Source organism: Polynucleobacter necessarius (genome assembly GCF_900095195.1).
Classification (GTDB): Bacteria; Pseudomonadota; Gammaproteobacteria; order Burkholderiales; family Burkholderiaceae; genus Polynucleobacter; species Polynucleobacter necessarius_G.
Window position 1 is genome coordinate 1419146 of sequence record NZ_LT606950.1, and the last position, 24785, is coordinate 1443930.

Annotated in this window: 20 protein-coding genes, 2 pseudogenes and 1 riboswitch; of the genes and pseudogenes, 7 read left to right on the forward strand and 15 right to left on the reverse strand. The window is 45.9% G+C overall.

Annotated features, from left to right (window positions below):
* Positions 1-29: 29 nt before the first annotated feature.
* On the reverse strand, positions 30-1757 hold the full coding sequence (gene argS / locus BQ1619_RS07880) for an arginine--tRNA ligase (RefSeq protein ID WP_114663295.1): 1728 nt from the start codon (positions 1755-1757) through the stop codon (positions 30-32).
* A 35-nt stretch (positions 1758-1792) separates the two neighbouring features.
* On the opposite strand from argS, the gene BQ1619_RS07885 reads away from it, so the two are divergent.
* Positions 1793-2110, forward strand: a complete 318-nt coding sequence (locus BQ1619_RS07885; RefSeq protein WP_114663297.1) for a DUF1840 domain-containing protein — start codon at positions 1793-1795, stop codon at positions 2108-2110.
* On the opposite strand, the gene metH is transcribed toward BQ1619_RS07885, so the two are convergent.
* From metH to BQ1619_RS10765, 7 genes and pseudogenes are all read right to left on the reverse strand, one after another.
* On the reverse strand, positions 2107-4857 hold the full coding sequence (gene metH / locus BQ1619_RS07890) for a methionine synthase (RefSeq protein WP_114663299.1): 2751 nt from the start codon (positions 4855-4857) through the stop codon (positions 2107-2109). The genes BQ1619_RS07885 and metH overlap by 4 nt on opposite strands.
* Entirely contained in the window at positions 4854-5918 is a 1065-nt protein-coding gene (locus BQ1619_RS07895; protein ID WP_114663301.1) for a homocysteine S-methyltransferase family protein, read from the reverse strand. Before BQ1619_RS07895 ends, metH begins: the two co-directional genes overlap by 4 nt.
* Before the next feature lie 160 nt (positions 5919-6078).
* On the reverse strand, positions 6079-7911 hold the full coding sequence (glmS, locus tag BQ1619_RS07900; protein ID WP_114663303.1) for a glutamine--fructose-6-phosphate transaminase (isomerizing): 1833 nt from the start codon (positions 7909-7911) through the stop codon (positions 6079-6081).
* A complete protein-coding gene (gene glmU / locus BQ1619_RS07905) occupies positions 7911-9425 on the reverse strand; it encodes a bifunctional UDP-N-acetylglucosamine diphosphorylase/glucosamine-1-phosphate N-acetyltransferase GlmU (RefSeq protein WP_114663305.1) in 1515 nt (504 codons plus the stop codon). The genes glmS and glmU overlap by 1 nt, the downstream gene beginning before the upstream one ends.
* Positions 9422-10330, reverse strand: coding sequence for a tRNA 2-thiocytidine(32) synthetase TtcA (gene ttcA / locus BQ1619_RS07910; protein ID WP_114663307.1), 909 nt, complete (start codon positions 10328-10330; stop codon positions 9422-9424). Before ttcA ends, glmU begins: the two co-directional genes overlap by 4 nt.
* Positions 10331-10355: 25 nt before the next feature.
* Positions 10356-10739, reverse strand: coding sequence for a dihydroneopterin aldolase (locus BQ1619_RS07915; protein WP_114663309.1), 384 nt, complete (start codon positions 10737-10739; stop codon positions 10356-10358).
* Positions 10740-10762: 23 nt separating this feature from the next.
* Positions 10763-11577, reverse strand: a pseudogene (locus tag BQ1619_RS10765) (SDR family oxidoreductase).
* 25 nt (positions 11578-11602) lie between these two features.
* Between BQ1619_RS10765 and BQ1619_RS07925 the strand changes: the two are divergent.
* The gene (locus BQ1619_RS07925; protein ID WP_114663312.1) at positions 11603-12790 is read left to right on the forward strand and encodes a class I SAM-dependent methyltransferase; all 1188 of its coding nucleotides are present in this window, start codon (positions 11603-11605) and stop codon (positions 12788-12790) included.
* Here the strand turns inward: BQ1619_RS07925 and BQ1619_RS10770 are convergent.
* Genes BQ1619_RS10770 through BQ1619_RS07940 form a run of 3 tightly spaced genes read right to left on the reverse strand, consistent with a single transcriptional unit; the run spans position 12787 to position 16804 of the window.
* On the reverse strand, positions 12787-13920 hold the full coding sequence (locus tag BQ1619_RS10770) for a polynucleotide adenylyltransferase (RefSeq protein WP_114663314.1): 1134 nt from the start codon (positions 13918-13920) through the stop codon (positions 12787-12789). The two genes, BQ1619_RS07925 and BQ1619_RS10770, sit on opposite strands and share 4 nt — an antisense overlap.
* A complete protein-coding gene (locus BQ1619_RS07935) occupies positions 13921-14829 on the reverse strand; it encodes a complex I NDUFA9 subunit family protein (RefSeq protein WP_114663316.1) in 909 nt (302 codons plus the stop codon).
* 16 nt (positions 14830-14845) lie between these two features.
* Positions 14846-16804 carry a lytic transglycosylase domain-containing protein gene (locus tag BQ1619_RS07940; RefSeq protein ID WP_114663318.1) on the reverse strand — a complete coding sequence of 653 codons (1959 nt, stop codon included), beginning with the start codon at positions 16802-16804 and terminating at the stop codon, positions 14846-14848.
* Between the two features lie 78 nt (positions 16805-16882).
* Between BQ1619_RS07940 and BQ1619_RS07945 the strand changes: the two genes are divergently transcribed.
* Positions 16883-17509 (forward strand): 5-formyltetrahydrofolate cyclo-ligase, encoded by a 627-nt coding sequence (locus tag BQ1619_RS07945; RefSeq protein ID WP_114663320.1) that lies wholly within the window; start codon positions 16883-16885, stop codon positions 17507-17509.
* A gap of 1 nt (position 17510) precedes the next feature.
* On the opposite strand, the gene metF is transcribed toward BQ1619_RS07945, so the two are convergent.
* The 3 genes from metF to metK all read right to left on the reverse strand — a co-directional run bounded on the left by metF (position 17511) and on the right by metK (position 21233).
* Positions 17511-18341, reverse strand: coding sequence for a methylenetetrahydrofolate reductase [NAD(P)H] (gene metF, locus BQ1619_RS07950; RefSeq protein WP_114663322.1), 831 nt, complete (start codon positions 18339-18341; stop codon positions 17511-17513).
* 30 nt (positions 18342-18371) lie between these two features.
* Complete coding sequence (gene ahcY, locus BQ1619_RS07955) at positions 18372-19817, reverse strand: adenosylhomocysteinase (RefSeq protein ID WP_114663324.1); 1446 nt, start codon at positions 19815-19817, stop codon at positions 18372-18374.
* Positions 19818-19878: 61 nt separating this feature from the next.
* A riboswitch (S-adenosyl-L-homocysteine riboswitch) is annotated at positions 19879-19990 on the reverse strand.
* A gap of 76 nt (positions 19991-20066) precedes the next feature.
* Entirely contained in the window at positions 20067-21233 is a 1167-nt protein-coding gene (gene metK, locus BQ1619_RS07960; protein ID WP_114663326.1) for a methionine adenosyltransferase, read from the reverse strand.
* A gap of 202 nt (positions 21234-21435) precedes the next feature.
* Here metK and BQ1619_RS07965 point away from each other — a divergent pair, with 202 nt between their 5' ends.
* The 4 genes and pseudogenes from BQ1619_RS07965 to dapF all read left to right on the forward strand — a co-directional run bounded on the left by BQ1619_RS07965 (position 21436) and on the right by dapF (position 24105).
* A complete protein-coding gene (locus BQ1619_RS07965) occupies positions 21436-22086 on the forward strand; it encodes an LpxL/LpxP family acyltransferase (protein ID WP_197711915.1) in 651 nt (216 codons plus the stop codon).
* Positions 22087-22120: 34 nt separating this feature from the next.
* Positions 22121-22285: a hypothetical protein gene (locus BQ1619_RS09345; RefSeq protein WP_197711916.1), complete on the forward strand. Its 165-nt coding sequence runs from the start codon at positions 22121-22123 to the stop codon at positions 22283-22285.
* Positions 22286-22764: 479 nt separating this feature from the next.
* A pseudogene (locus BQ1619_RS10090) lies at positions 22765-23091 on the forward strand (LpxL/LpxP family acyltransferase); the annotation flags it as partial.
* Positions 23092-23250: 159 nt separating this feature from the next.
* Positions 23251-24105, forward strand: a complete 855-nt coding sequence (gene dapF / locus BQ1619_RS07975) for a diaminopimelate epimerase (protein WP_114663328.1) — start codon at positions 23251-23253, stop codon at positions 24103-24105.
* Positions 24106-24115: 10 nt separating this feature from the next.
* On the opposite strand, the gene pyrE is transcribed toward dapF, so the two are convergent.
* Positions 24116-24784, reverse strand: a complete 669-nt coding sequence (gene pyrE / locus BQ1619_RS07980; protein WP_114663330.1) for an orotate phosphoribosyltransferase — start codon at positions 24782-24784, stop codon at positions 24116-24118.
* Between the last annotated feature and the right edge of the window lies 1 nt (position 24785).

The window sequence follows — 24785 nt, forward strand, 5'->3', positions numbered from 1 at the left end:
ATCTTACCTATTCACTTCACACTATGCCACTACATCTTTGCTGGTGCTGATACACCCAATACCTTTAGGCCATTTTGCAGAACTTGACGGGTGGCTGATAGAAGAGCAAGCCGAGCCAGTTTTAATTTTTCATCATCAATCAACACTCGATCAGCGTTATAGAACGTATGAAAGTCACTAGCCAAGTCACGCAAATAAAATGCAAGCGCATGCGGAGCAAGCTCTGCTACTGCATCCGTTAACACTTCTGGATATTCCGCTAGGCGTTTCAATAAATGATCCGAAGCCTTACTTTGCAATAGCGACAAATCAGCATTAGTTAGGTCTGCTGATTTACCGCCCCACTGCTGCAAAATAGAACTGATACGTGCGTGAGCATATTGCACATAAAAGACTGGATTCTCATCGTTTTGCTGTAAAGCTAGATTAATGTCAAATACAAATTCGGTATCTGCTTTTCGAGAAATTAAGAAAAAACGAACCGCATCTCGACCACGTTGTAATGCCGATTCTCTCTCTTCCGCTGTCATTTCTGGGGTAACCCCGCCGGACCATTCGACCAAATCTCGAACCGTCACATAGGAGCCTGCACGCTTAGAGATTTTTACCTCTTCACCATGCCTCATCACTGTCACCATTTTATGCAGCACATAATCTGGATAGGTTTTAGGGATATTCCAACCACGCTTTTGTGCCACTCCTTGTAAGCCCGAGCGGACGCGGGCAATAATGCCGTGATGATCACTACCCTGGACATTGATCACTTTTGCAAATCCACGATTCCACTTGCTAGTGTGATATGCAACATCTGGTACAAAATAGGTAAAGCTTCCATCGGATTTACGCATGACGCGATCCTTATCGTCGCCATCATCGGTCGTCCTGAGCCAAAGCGCGCCTTCAGCCTCATACGTTTTACCAACACTTTGCAGGTCTTGCACAATCTGATTCACACTGCCGTCAGTGTACAAAGAAGACTCTAAGTAATAGCAATCAAATTTCACACCAAACGTTTTCAGATCAATATCCTGTTCATTACGAAGATACGCTACGGCAAATCGGCGAATAGCCTCAAGATCATCGCAATATTCCGGTGATGCTTTAAAAGCGACTGCGATCTCAGCAATGTATTCACCGTTATATGCTTGCTCAGGCCAATTTTCATCGCCAGGCTTTAGGCCCTTCAAACGCGCTTGTACAGAAAGTGCAAGATTTGCAATTTGCACTCCAGCATCGTTGTAATAAAACTCCCGATGTACCTTAATGCCCTGGGTAGCCAATAAGTTTGCTAGAGCATCCCCGAGAGCCGCCTGCCTTCCATGACCTACATGCAATGGGCCCGTTGGGTTTGCCGAGACAAACTCAATCATGGCGCTATCAACCGGACTATTGCCATGCTTCATTTCGCCGAAATGGGTGCCAGCAGCAAGAATCTCCTTAACTACAGCCGTTTTGGCCTGGTTACTGAGGCGAAAATTGATAAATCCTGGTCCAGCAATTTCACAAGAAGCAATCAGTTGGTTATAGCCGTCTTGGCTTTGCAAGCGCGCAACCAGGGCTTGCGCCAACTCACGTGGATTAAGCTTCCATGCCTTTGAAAGCTGAAGCGCGATATTACAGACTACATCGCCATGATCCACAGCTTTGGGGCGTTCCAGACGGGGCGCAGGCGGCTCACCTAAACCGCGTTCTTGAGCCAACCCCTGGAGGGCTCCACTTAACATTTCAATTAAACGATTTTTATTAGTTCGCAACATAGATGAGTGAGTTTATCAGGTGGTAAGCTAACGAAATGATCTATCAATTTCGCTCCAAGGCCGGTCCAGACGTCATTATGTTGGCTGATCTGACGCAACGAATTTTTGATATCTTTGGCCACCTATTAGAACCAAGGGGTATTCTCACCGAAGAACAGCTCCCAGCTCTCATTATCAAATTAGAGACTGCCATTCTTAAGGATATGGAGGATCGTACTAAAGCGAAAGCGGAGGTCGAAGCAGGGGTTGAAAAACCAAAGTTGGCAGATCGTCTGGGCCAAAGAGCATATCCGTTTTTAGAGCTGATGAAGCAGGCTAATTCTAAAAACGAGCCCGTTATATGGGGCGTCTAGTCCACCAAGCTGGCTAACTGGCGACGGATTTGATCCACGGTTTGTCCCCGTCGCTTGGCAAGGTCCTCAATCTGATCGACTGCAATTTTTCCAACATTGAAATATTTCGCATCAGGATGAGCCAAGTAAAAACCACTCACGCTAGAAGCTGGGTTCATAGCTAAAGACTCCGTTAAAGTCATCCCAATATTTTCAGATCCCATAACGCGCAATAAATCTTGCTTAACTTCGTGCGCAGGGCAAGCAGGGTAACCAGGTGCAGGACGAATGCCACGATACTCTTCATCAATCATCTGATCATTCGTCAATACTTCGTCAATCGCATAACCCCATAGGTTGGTACGAACGCGATGGTGCATTAATTCAGCAAAGGCCTCCGCCAATCGATCGGCAAGCGCCTTCAACATAATCGCACTGTAATCATCATGCTTGGCCTGAAACTCAGCCGCTTTCTTTTCAACACCGTGACCGGTGGTGACTGCAAAGCAACCCAAGTAATCTACAACACTGGACTCTTTTGGAGCAACGTAATCCGCTAAACAGCGGTTTGGTCGGCGAACACCATCAATGATTGGACGCTCGGACTGCTGACGTAGGTTATGCCATACAAATAATGGATGCTGACGAGCCTCATCGCTATATAAAACTATGTCATCACCCACAGAATTGGCAGGATAAAAAGCCACCACCCCATCAGCTTGTAACCATTGACCTTTAATGAGCTTATCCAACATAGCTTGAGCATCTTGATAAACCTTGCGCGCTTCGACGCCTACCACCTCATCTTCCAAGATTGCTGGGAACTTGCCCGCCAAATCCCAGGTTTGAAAGAAAGGGGTCCAATCAATATATTTTGCAATATCAGCTACAGCAAAATTTTTAAACACTCGGCGCCCAATGAACTTTGGCTTCTCTGGCACATAAGACACCCAATTAATCATCTCGCGATTTTTGCGGGCAGCAGCCAATGAAATGGTTGGGGCCACTTTTTTATTAGCATGCTGCTCTCGAATACGTTGATAATCATCACGCAAGTCTTGAACAAATTTCTTAGCACTCTCGTCAGACAATAAACTTGAGGCAACCGATACAGAACGCGAAGCGTCAGGCACATACACCACGGGCCCATCGTAATGAGGAGCAATTTTTACAGCGGTATGCACACGAGAGGTGGTGGCGCCACCAATCATCAACGGAATTTGACGCTCACGGAAATACTCATCACGCTGCATCTCCTGTGCGACATAAGTCATCTCTTCAAGCGATGGTGTGATTAAGCCTGAAAGGCCCACAATATCGGCGTTCTCCTCTTTGGCGCGTTTGAGAATTTCAGCACAAGGCACCATGACACCCATATTGGCTACTTCAAAGTTATTACATTGCAACACTACCGTCACAATATTCTTGCCAATATCGTGAACGTCACCTTTTACCGTAGCCATCACAATCTTACCTTTTGCCTTGGCTTCTCCACCAGCAGCGATATGTTGCCGTTTTTCTTCTTCGATGAACGGTATTAAAGTAGCAACCGCTTGCTTCATGACGCGCGCACTCTTCACCACTTGCGGCAAAAACATTTTGCCAGCGCCAAACAAATCGCCAACAACATTCATGCCATCCATGAGAGGACCTTCAATCACCTCGATTGGCCTGCCACCTGCGCCCATAATTTCTGCACGCAGCTCTTCGGTATCCGCCTCGATAAAGGTAGTAATCCCATGCACTAAAGCATGCGTAAGACGCTCACGAACAGGAGCCTCACGCCATACCAAGTTCTCCACCTGCTTGGCACCATCTCCCTTAAATTGGTCAGCAATCGCCAACAATCTCTCGGCAAGGGATTGCCCATCTTTCTCTTTGAAACGATTGAGCACAACGTCTTCAACGCGTTCACGCAATTCTGGGTCCAAATCAGCATAGACCCCCAATTGACCAGCATTAACAATGCCCATGTCCATCCCAGCTTGTATGGCGTGATAAAGGAACACGGTGTGAATTGCTTCACGCACACGATCATTGCCGCGGAATGAAAAGCTGACATTCGACACGCCCCCGCTGACCTTAGCGCCGGGCAGATTTTCTTTTATCCAACGCGTGGCTTCAATAAAATCAACTGCATAGTTATCGTGCTCTTCGATACCAGTGGCAATTGCAAAAATATTAGGATCAAAAATAATATCTTCAGCAGGAAAACCAATTTCATTCACTAAGATGTTGTAGCACCGCTGACAAATCTCGGTTTTGCGCTGAAATGTATCCGCTTGACCAACTTCATCAAAAGCCATGACCACGGTAGCAGCGCCATAACGCCGAATTAAGCGAGCTTGCTTGCGAAACTGCTCCTCACCCTCTTTCAAAGAGATGGAGTTCACAATTGGCTTACCCTGAATACACTTGAGACCCGCTTCAATTACACTCCATTTAGAGGAGTCGATCATGATCGGTACGCGCGCAATATCTGGCTCAGATGCAATCAAGTTCAAGAAACGCGTCATCGCCGCTTCCGAATCCAACATTGCCTCATCCATATTGATATCGATGACCTGCGCCCCATTCTCAACTTGTTGACGCGCCACCGCAAGAGCCTCATCAAATTGATTATTCAAAATCATGCGTGCAAACGCTTTTGATCCTGTGACGTTGGTTCGCTCACCAATATTGACAAAGCCAACATCCGTTGTCACATTGAATGGCTCAAGACCAGAAAGCTTCATTGCCGGCATAGCGTGTTTGTTCGTCGTTATCATGCCGGCACCTCGGCATTGTCACGACAAAAAGCACGTGGCTTACGTTTAGCGACCGCACTAGCAATCGCACGAATATGGTCAGGAGTAGTTCCACAGCAACCGCCGACCAAATTTACTAATCCATCTTTGGCAAAACCATCGACTAACTTCGACGTAATGTCGGGCGTTTCATCAAAGCCTGTATCGCTCATCGAATTTGGTAATCCTGCATTTGGGTAGCACGATACTGCCGTGTCACAGATGCGTGAAAGCTCAGCAATACATGGGCGCATCAGCGCAGCGCCTAAGGCGCAATTCAAACCAAAAGTCAGCGGCTTGATATGGCGCAAGCTATTCCAAAAAGCCTCAACGGTTTGGCCAGAGAGAATTCGACCAGAAGCATCCGTGACTGTTCCGGAGATCATGACTGGCAAACGCCCACCAGTTTCTTCAAAGAACTCATCCAATGCAAACAGTGCGGCTTTTGCATTCAAGGTATCAAAAATTGTTTCGACCAAAAATAAGTCAACACCACCTGCAAATAAACCTTCAATTTGCTCTCGATAGGATGCGCGTAAGGCATCAAAGGTCACATTCCGTGCGCCCGGATCATTCACATCAGGAGAGATGCTCGCCGTCTTTGGTGTGGGTCCAATAGCGCCAGCAGCAAAACGCGGTTTGTCTGTGGTGCTGTATTTTTCACAAGCAGCTCGCGCTAATCTTGCTGACACCTCGTTCATTTCGCGAGCCAAACCAGCCATTTTGTAATCTTCTTGCGCTACGGATGTTGCACCAAAGGTATTTGTCTCAATAATATCGGCGCCTGCATCCAAATATTGCTCATGGATTTTGCTAATAATTTGCGGCTGGGTCAAAACCAATAACTCATTATTGCCCTTGAGATCTCCGGGATGATCCACAAAACGAGAATTACCTGACAAACCACGGTAATCCGCTTCGCTCAATTTATATTGTTGAATCATGGTTCCCATCGCGCCATCCAAAATGAGGATGCGCTGTTTTAGCAGCTCAGGAAGAACCTGGCCGCGGGTATAGGGCTGGGACAAACCATTAAATTGCATTGCTTGATCGAATTACTCTCTAGAATCCCTTATTCTATTGGAAAAGCTACTTTCTATTTATCTCGGAGTTTCTATGTTTGGAACTATTCCAGAATTTAAGACATTTGAACACAAAAACGATGTCTAAACTTTCCAAAGCCCTATATGTCAGAGCAAAGAATTACTCGACTGTCACGCTTTTTGCCAGGTTTCTAGGCTTATCTACATCTGTACCACGAGCGCATGCCGTGTGATATGCCAGTAACTGTAACGGCACAACGTGCAAGATCGGTGACAGGCTGCCGTAGTGTTCAGGCAAGCGAATCACATTAATGCCATCGCTACTCAAGATTTCAGTATCTTGAGTAGCAAAAACATAAAGCTTCCCGCCTCGCGCTTTTACCTCTTGCATATTCGATTTGAGCTTTTCTAAAAGCTCATCATTTGGTGCCACAGTAACTACCGGCATCTTCTCAGTCACGAGGGCTAAGGGTCCATGCTTCAATTCACCTGCAGGGTATGCTTCCGCATGAATATAGGAGATCTCTTTGAGCTTTAACGCACCCTCAAGCGCAATTGGATAGTGTCGGCCACGACCCAAAAAGAGTGCGTTTTCGCATTTCGCAAATGCATCACTCCAGGCCATAATTTGTGGCTCAAGCGCCAATACAGCATGAAGCGCCTTTGGCAAATGACGCAAATCTCGGAGAAGTTCCTTTTCGCGCTCAGCAGAAACTCTGCCTGAACGCTTCGCTAATGAGGCTGCTAAAAGATATAACGCAAGTAATTGGGTGGTAAACGCTTTAGTTGATGCAACACCAATTTCGGCCCCAGCCTTCGTTAAGAAATGCCAATCAGTCTCACGCACCATCGCGCTACTAGCTACATTACAAATAGCTAGGGTGTATGTATGCCCTAAAGATTTTGCATGGCGTAAGGCAGCCAAAGTATCTGCTGTCTCGCCCGATTGGGAAACCACCACAATCAATGTCTTAGGATTCGGAACGGTAGTGCGATAACGGTACTCACTGGCGATTTCTGCCTGAGTAGGAATACCAGCAATATCTTCTAACCAATACTTTGCAACACATGCAGAGTAGTAGCTCGTGCCACAAGCTAATATTAAGATTTGATCAAAAGCATTCCAGTTTGCCGCGTTTGCTCCAAATAACTCCGGCCCAAATGCGGCAATATTTGCAAGCGTGTCTCCAATTGCTCTTGGCTGCTCAAAAATTTCTTTTTGCATGTAATGCTGATAAGGGCCAAGTTCAACAGAATCTGCCTGCGAAGGCATAGGCTTTTGTTCACGCTTTACTGATTTTCCTGACTGATCCAAAACATCAACACTACCTGCCTTAAGGATGGCTACATCACCTTCCTCTAAATACATCATGGAATGCGCTCGACCAGCCAAAGCCAAGGCATCTGAAGCTAAGAAGTGTTCTTGATCACCAAGCGCTACCACCAACGGCGAACCAACTCGGGCACCAACTAATGTCTCAGGGCTATTTTGAGCTATCACCCCTATGGCATAAGCACCAAATAACTTAGGCAACACTGCTTGTACTGCTTTTGCAATATCTTTTCGGTCTGTCCGCTCGTACTCCTGATGAATTAAATGAGCAATTACTTCTGTATCCGTTTCAGAGGTAAACACATAGCCAGCCGTTTTTAATTCTGCACAAAGCGCCCCGTAGTTCTCAATAATGCCGTTATGAACAACGGCAATTAATCCGCCAGAGATGTGTGGGTGCGCATTTTGCGTATCGGGTTTGCCATGAGTGGCCCAGCGAGTGTGTGCAATACCCAATGTTCCCCGAAATTCTTTACCCTGCTCAGCCAGCTCAGAGACACGGGCAGTTGTTCTGGCACGCTCAATCGGATGCTTCAGGTCGTCGCCATTGATGACTGCAAAACCACATGAGTCATAGCCACGGTACTCAAGGCGACGTAGACCTTCCACCAACACATCAACGATATTCTTATGAGATGCTGCGCCAACAATACCGCACATTATTTTTTACCCTTTACAACCTTCTTAACAACTTTCTTTGCCACTTTCTTTTTAGTAGCTTTATTTATAGCTACTTTTTTAGTGCTGACTTTTTTTGCTGTAACAGCCTTTTCTTTTTTAACTGGGCGTTGCCACTGCAAAGAAATTTGTTTAGCCCTGGATACAGTTAACTGATTAGCGGGCGCATCTTTAGTAAGCGTTGTTCCAGCTCCAAGTGTTGCACCGCGACGAACACGTACCGGGGCAACCAGCTGAGTGTCCGAGCCAATAAACACATCATCTTCAATAATGGTTTGGTGCTTATTTACACCATCATAATTGCATGTAATCGTGCCCGCCCCAATGTTTACTCTTGCACCAACAATCGAGTCACCGACATACGCTAAGTGATTGGCCTTGCTGTTCGCGGAAATTTTGCTATTTTTCACTTCAACAAAATTACCAATATGCACATCATTCGATAAATCTGCCCCGGGACGTAAACGCGCATAAGGCCCGATCACCGAGTGGCTACCAACTTTTGCGCCATCGAGATGGCTATAAGCGTGAATCGAAACCGCTTTACCGATTTCGCTATTGCGAATCACGCAGTAAGGGCCAACCTTTGTACCTGAGGCTAATGTAACGCAGCCTTCAAATATGCAACCTACATCAATGGATACATCAGTGCCACACTCTAACGTTCCACGCACATCAATGCGTTCAGGGTCCGCAAGAGATACACCCGCATCCATTAATTGGCTAGCAATATTAAGTTGATGAACTCGCTCAAGTGCAGCCAGTTGATCGCGACTGTTAACACCAATCGTCTCAAACTCATGGTCGGCTTGAGCGGTGCGAATAGGCACACCATCTTTAACAGCCATCGCAATGACATCTGTTAAATAGTATTCACCTTGTGCATTGCTAGCACGTAACGCTTTGAGCCATTTTTTTAGAGCATTTGTTGGGAGCACCATAATGCCCGTATTAATTTCTTGAATCGCTTTTTGGGAGGCTGATGCATCCTTCTCTTCGACAATCTCTTTAACGGATCCATCCGCATCGCGCACGATACGGCCATAACCCGTTGGATTCAGTAAATGCTGAGTAAGTAGTGCCAATGCTGAATCTTTGCCACGAACACCATTTGCTAACTTTGCTAGGGTGCTCAACGTTTTCTGCGTGGTAAGCGGTACATCGCCATACAACACTAAAGTAGGTTCGCTTACATCAAGCTTGGGAAGGGCTTGCAAGAGCGCATGCCCTGTGCCTTTTTGTTGTGCTTGAAGTGCGGTGCTTACTTTGCTAAATCGAGAGTCTTCTTTTGCAGCAATAGCCAAAAATGCTTCTACATCTTTTGTGCCATGACCGACTACGGCGATCGGACCCTTTTTCGAGGTCTTACCTTGTAAAGATAAAGCAGTATTCAGAACATGCTGAAGCAGCGGCCTGCCTGCCAGGGTTTGCAAAACCTTGGGCAACGCAGACTTCATCCGCTTTCCTTGCCCTGCAGCCAATATGACGATATTCATAAAAGAGGATTATAAGCCCCCTGAATTAGGGTTCCGCAAGCTAATTCGTCTAATTCTGCCTCATCGATCGCCTTATCTCCCGCAGATCTAGCAGCAATTCCAGTTAACTCAGTCGAGAGCTTCAGATTTTGAAAATCAAATGCTTCGCTATCCATCAAATGGGAGGGTACGATGTGGTGCATGGAGCGGAACACATTTTCTACACGCCCAGGATGCTTTCTCTCCCAATCACGCAACATCTCTTTCATAACTTGGCGTTGAAGATTAGGCTGACTGCCACATAAATCGCAGGGAATAATTGGGAAGCTCATATCTCCCGCATAACGCTCTAGTAATTTTTCTGGAACATAGGCCAAAGGGCGAATCACGATATGCTTGCCATCATCCGATCGCAGCTTTGGTGGCATCCCTTTAAGTTTTCCAGCGTAAAACATATTGAGCATCAAGGTTTCTAAAATGTCGCCGCGATGATGTCCTAGCGCAATTTTTGTGGCGCCCAATTCATCTGCAACACGATACAAAATACCGCGCCGCAAACGAGAACATAAGCCACACGTTTTTTTACCCTCCGGGATAACCCGCTTCACAATATCGTAGGTATCTTGCTCTTCAATATGAAACGGGATATCTAAGCTCTTAAGATAGCTTGGCAGTATCTCTGCGGGAAAATTCGGCTGCTTTTGATCCAGGTTTACTGCAACAATATCGAAACGAATAGGGGCACGTTTACGCAGCTTCATCAATATGTCGAGCATTGCATAACTGTCCTTGCCTCCAGACAGGCACACCATGACTTTATCGCCGTCTTCGATCATGCCAAAGTCGCCAATAGCTTGCCCGACTAGGCGGCAGAGTTTTTTCTCTAGCTTATTTTCTTCAAAGAGAACTTTTCGTATATCGCCCATGACTATTCTATTTTTCTCAACCCTTTTACGGGGATTTAATTCTAAAAACCTCGATTCCTACAGAGTGGCAATCCGGATAAACATCTGGCTTTGAGGTGCTAACCCGCGCCGCCAAGACTTTGGGATGAGCCAACATCGCACTCACAATGTCATCACAGAAGGTTTCCTGCAAATGAATATGGCCTTTCGAGGCAATCGCACGAATGGTCTCGCGCATAAAGTCATAATCTACCACCTCATCCAGTTGATCTTTAGTGGGTGTATTCATCGACAAGGGAATATATAAGTCCACATTGGGAATGACGCGTTGCTCTGCTTTTTTCTCAAAATCGTGTACACCAATATTGATGTAAATCTCATAGTCACGCAAAAACAAACGTCGACAATCAATGAGAGCGTGATGAGGCATATAAAGTGGTTTTTTAGAACGAATTAAATTGTTTTAAACATCACATCTCGGGTAGATGGCAATAAGTGTTGGCCACCGTCTACATAAAGAGTGGTGCCGGTGATCGCATTTGCTTCTGCCAAAAATACTGCAGCCCTTGCAATATCTATTGGAGTGGAAGATTTTCCTAGAGGTGTCATTTGATGGGCTTTCATAAAACCTGCTTCTGTTTGATCACCTGAAGGCAAAGAAATTCCTGGCGCTAGCCCAACGACTCGTAGATATGGTGCGAAATCCATTGCTAATAGTTCAACCGAAGTTGCTAGCGCTGCTTTTGATAAGGTGTAAGACAAAAAATCTGGATTTGAGTTGATCAACTTTTGATCAAGCAATTGAATAACCGATAGGACTGAATCCAAGCGCTCCGTCACTTGATTTCTTTATGAAACTCAAACATCTGCTGTGCTAGCAAAATTGGAGCCGTTAAATTTACGCGCATATGCTCCACCAAACGTTTGCTACTTAATGGCGCCTCTGAATTTGCGCGATCGTATTCAAAGATTGATGCGCTATTTACCAAAGAATGCAAATTCAAAAATTGCTGGCTTACTTGAGAAAATAGGTCCTGAACTGCTTGCTCACTTGCTAAGTCTGCCTGGAATGCCTCTGCGTTGACACCGAATGCCCGAATCTGAGCAACTGTATCTTGGGCCTCTTTTTCAGATCGACCATAATGAACAGCAACATCCCATCCTTGACGCCCAAAATGAATGGCAATCTCTCGACCGATGCACTTTGCTGCGCCAGTCACCAAAACGGCTTTTCTGGGTTCGGATGGGGTGGTTGAACTAGGGTTCAATTAAATTCTCTTAGACTAGCGAGCTATGGATATTACCTTGACCAGCCTTGAAACGGAGCATAGCGAGCTTCTGAAGGCCAAAATAGCCTCTCAAATCGCCTCCAATGGTGGCTGGATACCCTTTTCACGTTATATGGAAATGGCTCTCTACGAGCCAGGAATGGGCTATTACAGCGCTGGCGCTCATAAGCTCGGGTCTGGCGGAGACTTTACAACTGCGCCAGAGTTAAGCCCATTATTTGGGGCGGCAATTTGTTCAACCCTCATTCCAGTTCTTGAGGGACTCAAAGCCCAAGGTTTACCCACTCAAATTTTGGAGTTTGGCGCTGGCACAGGAAAGCTGGCGACATCCATTTTGATGCGTTTAAATACGCTTGGTTTTCGATTGGATCGCTATGACATCGTGGAAATTTCTCCAGACCTAGCGCAACGCCAACAAGAACGCATTTTTAATACGATCACGCAACTCAATAGTAAGACGCAATGTGATTGGGTTACATCACTACCGAATGATTTCAAAGGGGTGATTCTTGCTAATGAAGTAATTGATGCCATTCCATGTGATGTCATCATTTATCGACAAGGATTTTGGTATTGGTACGGGGTTTCATTTAAACATGGCAAGCTGGCGTGGAAAGTTGGCAACCCAGTAAACCAAGCGATGCTTCCTGAAACATTATTAATTAGCAGCTTTCCAGAGGGTTATGTTACTGAACTACATGCTCCCGCTAATGCATGGATGCATCATGTTGCAAAACAACTTCACAGCGGACTATTTTTGACATCTGATTACGGCTTTCCAGAGGGCGAGTACTACCACCCACAAAGAATCTCTGGCACCCTGATGGCACACCATCGTCATCATGCCATTCAGGATCTGTTCCATTTGCCAGGTCTGTGTGATATCACCACTCATGTGCAATGGTCACAGATCGCTCAAAATGCTCTTGCTGAAAATGCCGATGATGTTTTTTTGACAAACCAGGCCGCCTATTTGTTGGACGCCGGGATTGGAGAAATTGCATTGGAAGAGGGTGACCCAAGCAATCCGGAAACATTTTTGCCCATCTCAAATGGATTGCAAAAATTATTATCTGAGGCGGAGATGGGCGAACTGTTTAAAGCCTTTGCTTTTTCAAAAAATCTTCAAGTGTTATTGCCCGGAGCCACCCTAGAAGATCTGCCGGGACTTCGAGGTAGAAATAGAATTTAAGAATTCTTCTGAAGTGCGGCTGTAATAACTGCCAAGCGCGCTACCTCAAATGCGCTACCAATTCGCTCTCCATTTGACCGATCCTGCGCGGCAACACCAGCAATAATCTCTGCGGTATTGAGAGCTTGAGCATCTCGCATTGCTTGAATCAATGGAAAAACATTGAATCCGATTTTTTGCGCCAGATCGAGTAGTGTCTGAGCCCGATCTGGCTTGCGCCAGATATCTGCGCGATTAAACCACGCCAAAACATCAACAGCTTGATATACACCATTGGTCCGATTCATAAAAGCAATGAGCTCGCTGAAGATCTCGCTGAAGTCTCGAACATCCGCTGGCATACGAATACAGTCTGCCCAAGACCGAATCTCACTGGCTGGCATATGCATTACTAAGATTGCGCAGCGCTCACTCAAGTCATTTTTTTTGAAATCGAAATACGCAATCAGCGTTTCACGAAAAGTCTCTTGTGCAAACAGCGTATTTAACGTTGGGGGGAGAATCGTTTTAGCTGCTCCCGTATTCAGAAGCACTTGAAACATGTGCATCGGTTTGCTGGAGACCAAGCCTTTCGCAAGTTCTTGCCAAATACGCTCAGCCGATAGGGTAGTCAATTCATCCGCCTGCACAATCGCTTTTAATGCCTGCATAGTTTCATCTGCAATACGAAACTCTGGAAAGCGCGCAGCAAAACGGGCAATCCTCAATAGTCGCAGTGGGTCTTCTGCAAATGCGTCGGATACATGACGAAACACTTTTGCCGCTAAATCCTCTTGCCCGTTATAAGAATCGAAAATTGGGCCGACCAATTCTCCATTCTCATTTACTTCCTGAGCCATGGCATTGATTGTCAGGTCACGGCGTTGTAAATCCTGCTCTAAGCTAACTGATGGATCGGCATAAAAATGAAAACCTTTATAGCCTTTACCTGTTTTACGCTCTGTACGCGCTAATGCATACTCCGCCTGTGTTTCGGGGTGCAAAAAAACCGGGAAATCTTTGCCCACTGGACGAAAACCTTTAGCAATCATTTCTTCGACAGAAGAACCGACCACGACATAATCAATATCGTGCGTCGGCAAGCCCATCAAGGCATCCCGAATAGCGCCACCAACGGCGTAAATCTTCATTTACTGATTGCCTTCTAAGCTACGATGACTTAAGTTAAAGACTTTCGTTAGAGCATCGACCCCCTCAGGAGATAATGTATTGGGTAAACTCATTGAAGCAATATTGTCCCGAGACATTAATGTTGGTCCCGGCAAGAATTCAAAAGCGAATGCCTGCAGATACCCCACAACTGCAGGCACAGGAATAATGGCGCAAGATGTTTTTGCTTTGCGCGCAGCAAATTCCACGATCTCTTTCATGGAGTAAACCTTGAGACCCACCAAATCATAGGATTGATGAATGGTTTTGGGCATGGTCAATGACCTTACAAATGCACTCGCAACATCATCTACACTTACCGACTGAAATTTAGCTTGGTGATTGGCCAATGGCATCGCTGGAAATAGCTTGGTGAGCTTTGCAAATAAATTGATAAATTGATCTTGCGCACCAAAAATGACGGATGGTCTAAAAATAGTCCAATTTAAGTCGCTTGCTCTCACTACGGCTTCACCATCGCCATTACTTCGCTGATACATAGATGGCCCATGGGGGTCTGCGCCAAGGGCACTCATGTGAAGGTAGCGCTTGAGGCCATGCAACTGCATAGCAGTAATAATGTTCTTAGATAGATCTACGTGTGCCGCTTTAAATACCTTGCCATAAGGTTGCAAAGGCTTATCGTGTAACACACCAACCAAATTAATGACTGCTCCATTTCGCTGAATGCGAGAGCACAGATACTGCAACTCATCAAAGTCATGAATATCAGCCTCTTCTAAGTGAATTTTTGGCAACATTCTGAGCTCACGTCCTGCAGTAGGATGCGCAGATGGAATTAACACTGAATATCCAGCGGTCTGTAATTGTGCGGCCATAGTGCGCCCAACAAACCCATTGCCGCCAATTAACAAAATGTCATATTGCATAGCATCTCCACTTTAATTAGGGCAATTCAGAGGGTGTTGCCGCTTTTGGCGCAATGACACTGAGCCGTTGTTTTAAAGATTGCACTTGCCCATTCATTACAGATGAATAGTAATTTGCATTTGATAAAACATTCTTGACATAAGTACGCGTTTCATTAAGCGGAATCGTTTCAGTAAAAATAGCGCCTTCAGTAGGGCCTGTCAGCTTTTCGCGCCAGGCCTTCGAACGTGAAGGGCCTGCGTTATAAGCTGCTGAAGCCAGCACCCAAGAGCCATTTAAATCAATTAGCACCATATTGAGGTAGTTGCTGCCAAGAGTTAAGTTTGTATTGGTATCGCTTAACTTATCGTTTGTGTAATTTGTCATGCCGATTTTCTTAGCAACATACTTTGCAGTGTTTGGCATGACCTGCATCAGACCAGATGCACCAACTGAAGAAGATGCATTCATAATGAAGCGAGACTCTTGACGAATGAGCCCATATGCCCAAGCAAGATTTAAATCGCTTTGTCTTGCAATCGGCGAAAGCTCATCGCGGAATGGGGTTGGATAGCGCAAACTAAAGTCATGCTCTTGTTTAGTGCGATCAGCAGTATTAACAACGCGGTCATATAAATGGATACGCTTGGCATGCTCAGCAGCAGCTAATAGTTGTCGGTCTGTCATGTTGCGTAATTCCCAATTCCACTCACGATTTCCTTCAAAGCGCAGATTCATAGCATATAAACGCTCTCCGCGTATAAAGCCCTTACGAGTAGCCATTGCATCAATTTCTTGTTCAGTCACTTTTGTGCGTGAAGGTGCATGGTTCGATTTGCCCAACTCCTCTCGTGCTAATTGACCATAAAAGTTATATTGATCTGCAATCAGCTCAAAGCTCTCTTTGGCTTTTGCCTCTTGCCATTCCGCCTTCAATGCACGGCCATACCAGTATGTCCAAGCAGGATCTTTGCTGCGCACTGCAGGATTCATACCATCAATAGCATTCTTTACAAGTGCCCAATCTTTGGCGCGCAAGCCAGCGCGAACTTTCCACTCTTGCGACTCCACTGAAAGCAATTCGTTGTAACCCAACTCTTGTTGAAAGCGATAAGCGTCATCAGCATTAGGGTCTAATTTTTTGGCTAAAAATTGTCCAATGACACCCCAAGCTACTGCTTGATTTTCTTTGCTATAGTGCGATGCAGTTTGCAAAAAGTCTCGATACGCTTTTGCAGGATCAGCTTTAGCAGCTTTCACAATATCGTCAATAGGATCATCGCCACCAAGGCGTTTGGCCATGGTATCAAAACCCCGTTCACTCGCAGCACGGCCAATTGCTTTTGCCTCGCTTGGCGTCATCCCACCAGCCCCTACTAAAGAGGGCACCAATTCCTGACATGCTTGGCCAAAGTAACTGGGGTCCAACAGAATGGCCCTCGAATCAATCGCCAACTTTGTAGGGTTTTCACCCTGCGATAACTTTGATAGCAAAGAATAGCATTTCACTTGGGTGTCATCATCCAGGACAAACTTCGCATATTCAGCATCAAAGCGCGCCCAATCTTTTCGTTTACCCAAAACTAATAGCCAATCATTGCGCAAGCGATCTGCTAGAGCAGTACCCTGATACTGGTTCAAGAATGCAGCTACTTGCGCATCTGCACTATAGTCATTGCGGGCTCCGCCAGCACTGTCAAACAATTGAGGCTTAATTCGAAAGTAAGCCACGTAGTCATCAAATTGGTAATTCACCAAATTGGATGAGAGCTGTTGTGTCCGAAACACATCATTCTTCTTAGCGGCCTCACGCAGATCGATAAACATCCGATCGGTGTCGGTAATCTCGGGGGGCGCTGACTTACTTTCAAAGGACTTAGGTAAGTGTGGCTTTTTGGACTTTTCAGCAAACGCATAGGGCGAATTTAGGGCCAGGCCCAAAATTAAAATCTTGACCCACTGATGGCAAATACGAATTTTTGACTTCTTTTCCACTATCCAACCTTATACAAATATCTTCAATACTTCTTTTGCATCAACTTAATTACTATATCTTCTAATTTTCACCCGATAATGGCCGATATGCACGGGAATTCACCAAAAACACTTCGCCAAGAATTATTAAAACAACGCAAAGAATTTGCTGCGGGGAATAACTACGCACCAGCTTCCGGCGCAATCATTACCAGTCTGAATACCTTTTTAGAAAACGAAGGAGCTTATTTAAAAGCAATCGCCTTGTACTGGCCTATCCAAGATGAGCTGGATTTGCGACCAGCACTTATAGAATGGTCAAATCAGTCTGCAGACCGTCAACTGGCGCTCCCCTTCGCGCGGCCCGATAAGCAGCTCGATTTTTATCGATGGGCAACGGGAGACAGCCTCATTCCAAATCAGCATGGCGTACCTGAGCCAGACCCGAACAATCCAAATAGACCCGCAATCTCACCCGAGTGCATCTTGATACCTTGCGTGGGGTGGTCAAGGTCAGAATTAAACGGAAAATCGCGTTATTGGCGCTTTGGTTATGGAGGCGGCTATTTTGATCGTACGCTTTCCGTTTTACGCAAAAAAAATCCCAAGCTTATTTGCATTGGGATTGGATTTGGTTGGCAAAAATTAAATGGCAATCAATGGACAGCGCAAAACCACGACGAGCCTCTAGATAAGCTACTCACAGAATCAGGTTTGCACCACTAAGTTATTTCGTTAAGGCTAAGTTTTCGGCAATTGCCAACACTGCGTCGGCTTGATTCAAAGAGTAAAAATGCAAGCCTGGAGCCCCTGCTGTCAATAGCTGATCACACAAGTCTGTTACCACCTCTTCCCCAAAAGCCCGAATGGAAGCAATATCGTCCCCATAAGACTGTAAGCGCAGCCGAATCCAACGCGGAGTCTCAGCGCCGCATGCATCTGAAAATCGCAACAACTGGCTGCTATTCGTAATCGGCATGATTCCAGCAATAATAGGCTCTGTAACACCTAAGTCATATGCTTCATCCACAAAACGAAAATAAGCATCCGTGTTGTAGAAATACTGTGTAACAGCGGAGTTGGCACCAGCCTTCATTTTCTGAACGAAGAAGTCTACGTCGCTTACGGGTGATTTTGCTTGCGGATGAGTCTCTGGATAAGCAGCTACATCAATATGAAACCAATCGCCTGTTTCAGAACGAATAAATTCCACTAACTCATTGGCATGATGAAACTCGCCATACTGCCCCATGCCTGACGGCAAATCACCGCGCAAGGCAACAATCCGCTTCACACCTAGAGCTCGATACTGCTTCAGCATCTCACGTACGCTTTCACGCGAACTACCGACACACGATAAGTGCGGCGCGACCGCTGCACCAGCAGCGTGGATGTCGCTAACAACCTTTAATGTGCCTGACTGAGTGGATCCACCAGCCCCAAACGTCACAGAATAGAACGAGGGTTTGAGCGTTTCGCTGAAACGCTCGCGCACCAAGTGCAACTTATTCTCACCTTCCGGTGTTTTGGGAGGAAAGAACTCGACGCTTAATTCCATGATGTTGAGCCTAGGGTTTTGTGAATTGGATTAATAGCGATAATGTTCTGGCTTGTAAGGACCTTCTTTCGTTACACCAATATATGCTGCTTGCTGATCAGTCAGTTCCGTTAACTGAGCATTGAGCTTCTTCAGTTGCAAGCGTGCAACCTTCTCATCCAAATGCTTTGGCAGCCTGTAAACACCTATAGGGTATTTATTGGTGCCCCCTGCATTCCATAACTCAATTTGTGCAATCACTTGATTTGCAAATGAAGAGCTCATTACATAAGAAGGATGGCCAGTGCCACAACCAAGATTAACCAAGCGGCCTTTCGCTAAAATAATCAAACGCTTTTCTGGCTGACCATTCGCGGCCGGGAAAATAACATGGTCAACTTGGGGCTTAATCTCTTCCCATTTGTATTTTTCAATACCAGCTACATCGATTTCGTTGTCAAAGTGACCAATGTTACAAACAATCGCTTGGTCTTTCATTTTCACCATATGGTCATGCGTAATCACATGGTAGTTGCCGGTTGCTGAAACAAAGATGTCCGCTTTGTCGGCAGCGTAGTCCATCGTCACAACGCGGTAGCCTTCCATTGTCGCTTGAAGAGCGCAAATCGGATCGACTTCAGTTACCCATACCTGAGCAGATAAGGCGCGCAGAGCTTGCGCAGAGCCTTTACCCACATCGCCATAACCGCAAACGACAGCGACTTTACCTGCAACCATCACATCGGTTGCGCGCTTAATAGCGTCAACTAAGGATTCGCGGCAACCATAAAGGTTGTCAAACTTACTCTTGGTCACAGAGTCGTTGACGTTAATTGCGGGAAACTTCAACTCGCCTTTGGCAAACATTTGATACAAACGATGCACGCCTGTAGTTGTCTCTTCAGTAACGCCTTTTACTTTTTCCAAACGCGTGGAGTACCAAGTTGGATCTTCAGCCAACTTTCTCTTGATTGCCGCAAAAAGAATGGTCTCCTCTTCGCTAGTTGGGTGGTTGAGGCAAGCCCGATCTTTTTCCGCGCCCCACCCCAGGTGCAACAACAAGGTAGCATCGCCGCCATCATCCAAAATCATATTGGTATAGCCGCCATCCGCCCATTCAAAAATGCGATGAGTGAAATCCCAATACTGCTCAAGGGTTTCGCCCTTAATGGCATATACAGGTGTGCCATTAGCTGCAATCGCTGCTGCAGCATGATCCTGCGTAGAAAAAATATTGCATGAGGCCCACTGCACTTCAGCGCCAAGAGCCTCAAGGGTCTCGATCAGTACTGCTGTTTGAATGGTCATGTGCAATGAGCCAGTGATACGCGCTCCACGCAAAGGTTGTTGCGCAGCAAATTCATCGCGAATAGCGATCAATCCTGGCATTTCAGTTTCAGCAATTGCAATTTCTTTGCGACCAAAGTCGGCCAAAGTGATGTCGGCAATTGCGCAACGCGTTACTACAAAGTTTTTTAAATCAGTAACAGTATTCATGAATGCTCCAGCTAAATACGATCCAATGCTGGAGTACAAACTCGCTAGCCGTTGAATCATGGGTTAGCGAGCGCAGTTGCAATTAGCAAATCAGAGAATCAACTCAGAATTCACTCCCTTCAAGCCTGGGGAAATGTTGGATCTCAACACTCCTTGCAACGCTCCTTGAAGGTGTGGCGTAATTGTAAACAATTACCCATATTTCGCCTTACTACATCAACAAACAGCCTTTCTATGCATCCAAAGGCTTTATAGACCTGCCACAGCGCGCAGCGCAGCTGCTTTATCAGTCTGCTCCCACGCAAACTCTGGCTCTTCGCGACCAAAGTGGCCGTAGGCCGCAGTTTTACGATAAATGGGGCGCAACAAATTGAGCATCTTCACAATACCCTTTGGACGCAAGTCAAAGTGCTCAGAAACCAACTGAGCAATCTTCTCATCTGAAATTTTGCCTGTGCCAAACGTGCTCACCATCACTGAAGTTGGCTTCGCAACACCAATCGCATAAGAAATCTGAATCAAACACTTACTTGCCAAACCGGCAGCAACCACATTCTTAGCAACATAACGTCCAGCATAAGCAGCGGAACGATCAACCTTTGATGGGTCCTTGCCGGAGAACGCGCCACCGCCGTGAGGGGCTGCACCGCCGTAGGTATCAACAATAATTTTGCGACCCGTTAAACCACAATCCCCTTGTGGGCCGCCAATAACAAAGCAGCCAGTGGGGTTCACCAAGTAATTAATTGCACCCTTAATTAAATGTTTAGGCAATACTGGTTTAATAATTTCTTCGATCACCGCTTCGCGCAACTTTTCGAGAGAAATATCTTCGTCATGCTGAGTAGACAGAACCACGGTATCAATCGAATCGGGCTTACCATCCACATAACGCAAAGTTACTTGTGACTTTGCATCTGGGCGTAACCAAGTTAAGCGTCCATCACGACGCAATTGAGATTGGCGATTAACTAAACGGTGTGATAAGTGAATTGGTAGTGGCATGAGTTCGGCCGCCTCATCACAGGCATAACCAAACATCAACCCTTGATCGCCGGCGCCTTGATCTAAGCCATCATCATGCGCTTTGTCTACGCCTTGGGCGATATCGGGGCTTTGCTTATCGTATGCCACTAGTACAGCGCATCCTTTGTAATCAATACCGTAGGCGGTATTGTCATATCCGATTTCGCGCAAAGTATTGCGAGCGACTTGAATGTAGTCTACGTTTGCATTGGTAGTAATTTCACCAGCTAATACAACCAAGCCGGTATTACATAAAGTCTCCGCTGCTACACGAGCGGTGGGATCTTGAGCCAGAATGGCATCAAGGATCGAATCTGAAATTTGGTCTGCTACTTTATCGGGGTGACCTTCAGAGACAGATTCTGAGGTAAAGAAGTAATCATTTGCCATTGCATATTCCTTAAAAATTAACACGATCTTTGGGACAACTCGACGCGCCTGGAACCACAACGGCGACGCTTTAGCAGAATTTTTGAATCGCCCCGCAAGTTGTCTTAACTCAGCGATGTTGTAATTTTATCTGAAATCCATGGAATCGATCAAGGTACGCTGAAATTTGGTCTATATGGCTTGATTGAATATCATCGGGGGGGTGAGAAAATTCCTACTCAAGCTTGGTCTAGATTTGGTTGCCGTGCTTCCCTTAGCGGTAGTGCAGGTATTAGGCGCCTTTTTGGATCTTCTCGCATATATTGGATCAAAGCAATATCGCTCACTCTTTAAGCCTCAATATGCTGCGGTTGTTAAGTCTCGCAATCTTCCTTTTGAGCTATGGAAGGCAGTCCGAGCCTCAGGAATGCTCTTCTCAGATAGTCTTTGGATTTGGCGCAATCCTAAAAAGGCGCTTCATTTAGTTGAGGTTCAAGGCTGGAATATTGTCGAATCCGCCATTAATGAAGGTCATGGCTTAGTCATGTTGACCCCCAATCTAGGAGGCTTTGAAATTATTCCGCGCGTTCTTGCGCAGCATTTTCCGGCCACGATTTTGTATCGCCCCTCACGACAAAATTGGCTCAATGAAATAGTTGAAGAAGGCCGCGCCTATCCCAACATGCATTTCGTGCCGACCAATCTCAACGGCGTCCGCCAAATGACTCGAGCACTAACGCGCGGTGAAGCAATCGGCATTCTTCCTGATCAAGTACCAAGCGGTGGAGAAGGAGTATGGGTTCTTTTTTTGGAAGGCCGGCCTACACAACACCTTTACCTGCAAGGCTGGCAAACCGAAATAACACGCCCGTAGTGATGTTTACCGCAAAGCGTAAGTCACTAGGTTAATGCAAGCAACACGTCTTACGCCTTTTGCGGAAGATGCTACTTTGGCCGCAACAGAGTTAAACATCGCCATAGAAAATGCAGTACTAGTGGCTTCAGAGCAATTTATTTGGTCCTACACCCGCTATAAACATCCTGCGGGCGCAGGATTGCCTCCGAGTAATTAGCGCTCTATTTTTGCAATGACTTTGCTATCAAATTTCTTTAATTTCCTTGGGCTCAGCTTATTGCGTCTGTTTGCCTTTCTGCCCTACGCTGTAACCATTTATGTAGGCTATGGCTTAAGGTGGCTAGCAACACATATTCCAAATAGTCGAGCTAGGGTTGTCAAAAAAGTCTTCGTCTGTGCTTTCCTAGTTTGAGCGAGGATGAGATTAATCGACTTGCAACAGAGCATTGGAAGCTTTTGGTCGAAGCGTATTGGAAAAAAGTCGTATTTGGCTTGGTAGCGGAAATCAAATCAGGGATATTGTGACAATTGATTCCGAAATTCCGCTTGGTGATCTCAAGCCACGTCTTCTCATTAATCCACATTTTGTTGGTTTAGAGGGTGGGTTTATGGCGCTCTCTGTTTTGGCCAACAAACATGGGTGGCCAAAGGGGGCTGGGCTTTACCAAAGCATGAAAAATCCCTTCTTCAAAAAAAATGATCGAATGGCGCAATCGCTTTGGAGGGAAGTCCATTGAACGGCAAAGCAAGCTGCGCGACCTCATTCGAGAAATTCAAACTGGGAACTTTATCTTTATCGCGCCAGATATTGATTTAGGCCCACGAGATTCTGTCTTCGTTCCGCTCTTCGGAATACAAACCAACACGATCACATCTGTGTCAAAACTGGCAAAGCTCAGCGGAGCAGAGGTATGCTTAATGACCACTACTCTGAATCAAGACCGTAAAGGTTATACCTGCAATATCAGAAAGCCCTTACCAAACTTTCCGAGCGATGACGTTGAAAAAGATACTGCCCGACTAAATCAATACATCGAAGAGCTTGTTCGCCAAAGACCAGCAGAGTACTATTGGTTCATAAACGCTTTAAACATCGCCCTCCTGGCAAACCGAGCCTTTACGATTAGAGATATTTTGAGTAATTATCAAAACCATACTATACGAAAACTGCGCTTCACAAAAATGCATGGTGCTGGCAATGATTTCATTGTACTCAACGGAATTGATCAAGATTTAAGCGGCCTTACAAGGGAACAATGGCAAACCTTGGCTCATCGCCAGTTTGGCATTGGTGCAGATCAAATCTTGCTAGTTGAAAAAGCGACTCGGGCGGATGCTGACTTCAAGTATCGAATTTTTAATGCCGATGGCGGTGAAGTAGAGCAGTGTGGAAATGGCTCTCGTTGCTTTGTGCGCTTTGTGATAGATCAAAATTTGTCCGACAAAAATCCTTTGCGCGTTGAAGTGGCGCACACTGTCCTCACTCTCAAATCGCATCCCGATGGTCAAATCGAAGTGGATATGGGCGCACCTATTTTTGAGCATAGTCATATTCCGTTTAATTCAAACGGGTTGGCTAGCATGCAAAAGTTTCATGAGACGCTGTATGCCCTGTCGTTAGATATGCCAGCAACGCATGACAGCTTTGTCGGAGTGCTTTCAATGGGCAATCCACATGCGGTTCAATTGGTAAGCGATGTTGCTAGCGCGCCCGTCCTCGAAGAAGGCCCCAGCATTGAACAGCATCCCGCATTTCCGAATCGAGTCAATGCGGGCTATATGCAAATCGTTAATCGCAATGAAATTCAATTGCGTGTATACGAGCGTGGCGCTGGCGAGACCCTAGCGTGTGGAACTGGTGCTTGTGCAGCAGTTGTATCAGGAATACGCAGAGGCCTATTAGACTCTCCAGTCAGAGTGCATACCCGTGGCGGTGACCTTCAAATCGCTTGGGGCGGCCTAGTAAATGGCATAGCGCAGAATGTCATCATGACTGGGCCAGCAGTTACTGTCTTTGAAGGCAAAACAACTATCTAAGAAATACTTCTTAGATGCCGTACTTATCCAGATACGCTGTTACGGCTGGCAAGTAATTGCTGAGTTGACTATCGCTTGATGCAGTTAAAAATGACATTAAGCCGGTTAAATTCGCAATTGAAATTACCGGCAAACCAAATTCTTGCTCAACCGCTTGAACAGCAGACTTTTCGCCAATCTCCGTTGCGGTTCCCGATCGCTCCATCCGGTCGAGCGCAATCAAAACGGCTGCTGGCTCTGCGCCTGCTTTTCGTATTAAATCGACCGACTCCCTAACTGAGGTGCCTGCAGAAATAACGTCATCAATAATGACCACCCTACCTTTGACGGGCGCACCAACCAAAACACCGCCCTCACCATGATCTTTTGCTTCTTTACGGTTATAGGCATAAGGAACATTAATACCGTTATCAGCCAGTGCAATTGCAGTAGCAGCTGCTAGCGTAATGCCCTTATAAGCTGGGCCATACAACATGTCAAACTTCAGATGAGATTCTTGTAAAGCTTTGGCGTAATAACGGCCTAAGGCTCCCAAGCGAGCTCCATCATCAAATCCACCGACATTAAAAAGATAGGGCGAAAGTCTGCCAGCTTTAGTTTTAAACTCTCCGAAGGACAAGACCTTTGCGTCTAAAGCAAAGCGAATGAAATTATCTTGATTTGAAGTATTTGAGCTCATA

What these genes read in the sequence shown, in the direction of transcription:
- ahcY (WP_114663324.1), bottom strand. Translation starts at nt 19,817, where the DNA reads ATGAATACTGTTACTGATTTAAAAAACTTTGTAGTAACGCGTTGCGCA.
- ttcA (WP_114663307.1), bottom strand. Translation starts at nt 10,330, where the DNA reads ATGGGCGATATACGAAAAGTTCTCTTTGAAGAAAATAAGCTAGAGAAA.
- metK (WP_114663326.1), bottom strand. Translation starts at nt 21,233, where the DNA reads ATGGCAAATGATTACTTCTTTACCTCAGAATCTGTCTCTGAAGGTCAC.
- metF (WP_114663322.1), bottom strand. Translation starts at nt 18,341, where the DNA reads ATGGAATTAAGCGTCGAGTTCTTTCCTCCCAAAACACCGGAAGGTGAG.
- BQ1619_RS07945 (WP_114663320.1), top strand. Translation starts at nt 16,883, where the DNA reads ATGGCCGATATGCACGGGAATTCACCAAAAACACTTCGCCAAGAATTA.
- BQ1619_RS07885 (WP_114663297.1), top strand. Translation starts at nt 1,793, where the DNA reads ATGATCTATCAATTTCGCTCCAAGGCCGGTCCAGACGTCATTATGTTG.
- pyrE (WP_114663330.1), bottom strand. Translation starts at nt 24,784, where the DNA reads ATGAGCTCAAATACTTCAAATCAAGATAATTTCATTCGCTTTGCTTTA.
- dapF (WP_114663328.1), top strand. Translation starts at nt 23,251, where the DNA reads ATGCATGGTGCTGGCAATGATTTCATTGTACTCAACGGAATTGATCAA.
- BQ1619_RS07935 (WP_114663316.1), bottom strand. Translation starts at nt 14,829, where the DNA reads ATGCAATATGACATTTTGTTAATTGGCGGCAATGGGTTTGTTGGGCGC.
- BQ1619_RS10770 (WP_114663314.1), bottom strand. Translation starts at nt 13,920, where the DNA reads ATGAAGATTTACGCCGTTGGTGGCGCTATTCGGGATGCCTTGATGGGC.
- argS (WP_114663295.1), bottom strand. Translation starts at nt 1,757, where the DNA reads ATGTTGCGAACTAATAAAAATCGTTTAATTGAAATGTTAAGTGGAGCC.
- glmS (WP_114663303.1), bottom strand. Translation starts at nt 7,911, where the DNA reads ATGTGCGGTATTGTTGGCGCAGCATCTCATAAGAATATCGTTGATGTG.
- glmU (WP_114663305.1), bottom strand. Translation starts at nt 9,425, where the DNA reads ATGAATATCGTCATATTGGCTGCAGGGCAAGGAAAGCGGATGAAGTCT.
- metH (WP_114663299.1), bottom strand. Translation starts at nt 4,857, where the DNA reads ATGATAACGACGAACAAACACGCTATGCCGGCAATGAAGCTTTCTGGT.
- BQ1619_RS07895 (WP_114663301.1), bottom strand. Translation starts at nt 5,918, where the DNA reads ATGCAATTTAATGGTTTGTCCCAGCCCTATACCCGCGGCCAGGTTCTT.
- BQ1619_RS07915 (WP_114663309.1), bottom strand. Translation starts at nt 10,739, where the DNA reads ATGCCTCATCACGCTCTCATTGATTGTCGACGTTTGTTTTTGCGTGAC.
- BQ1619_RS07925 (WP_114663312.1), top strand. Translation starts at nt 11,603, where the DNA reads ATGGATATTACCTTGACCAGCCTTGAAACGGAGCATAGCGAGCTTCTG.
- BQ1619_RS09345 (WP_197711916.1), top strand. Translation starts at nt 22,121, where the DNA reads ATGCAAGCAACACGTCTTACGCCTTTTGCGGAAGATGCTACTTTGGCC.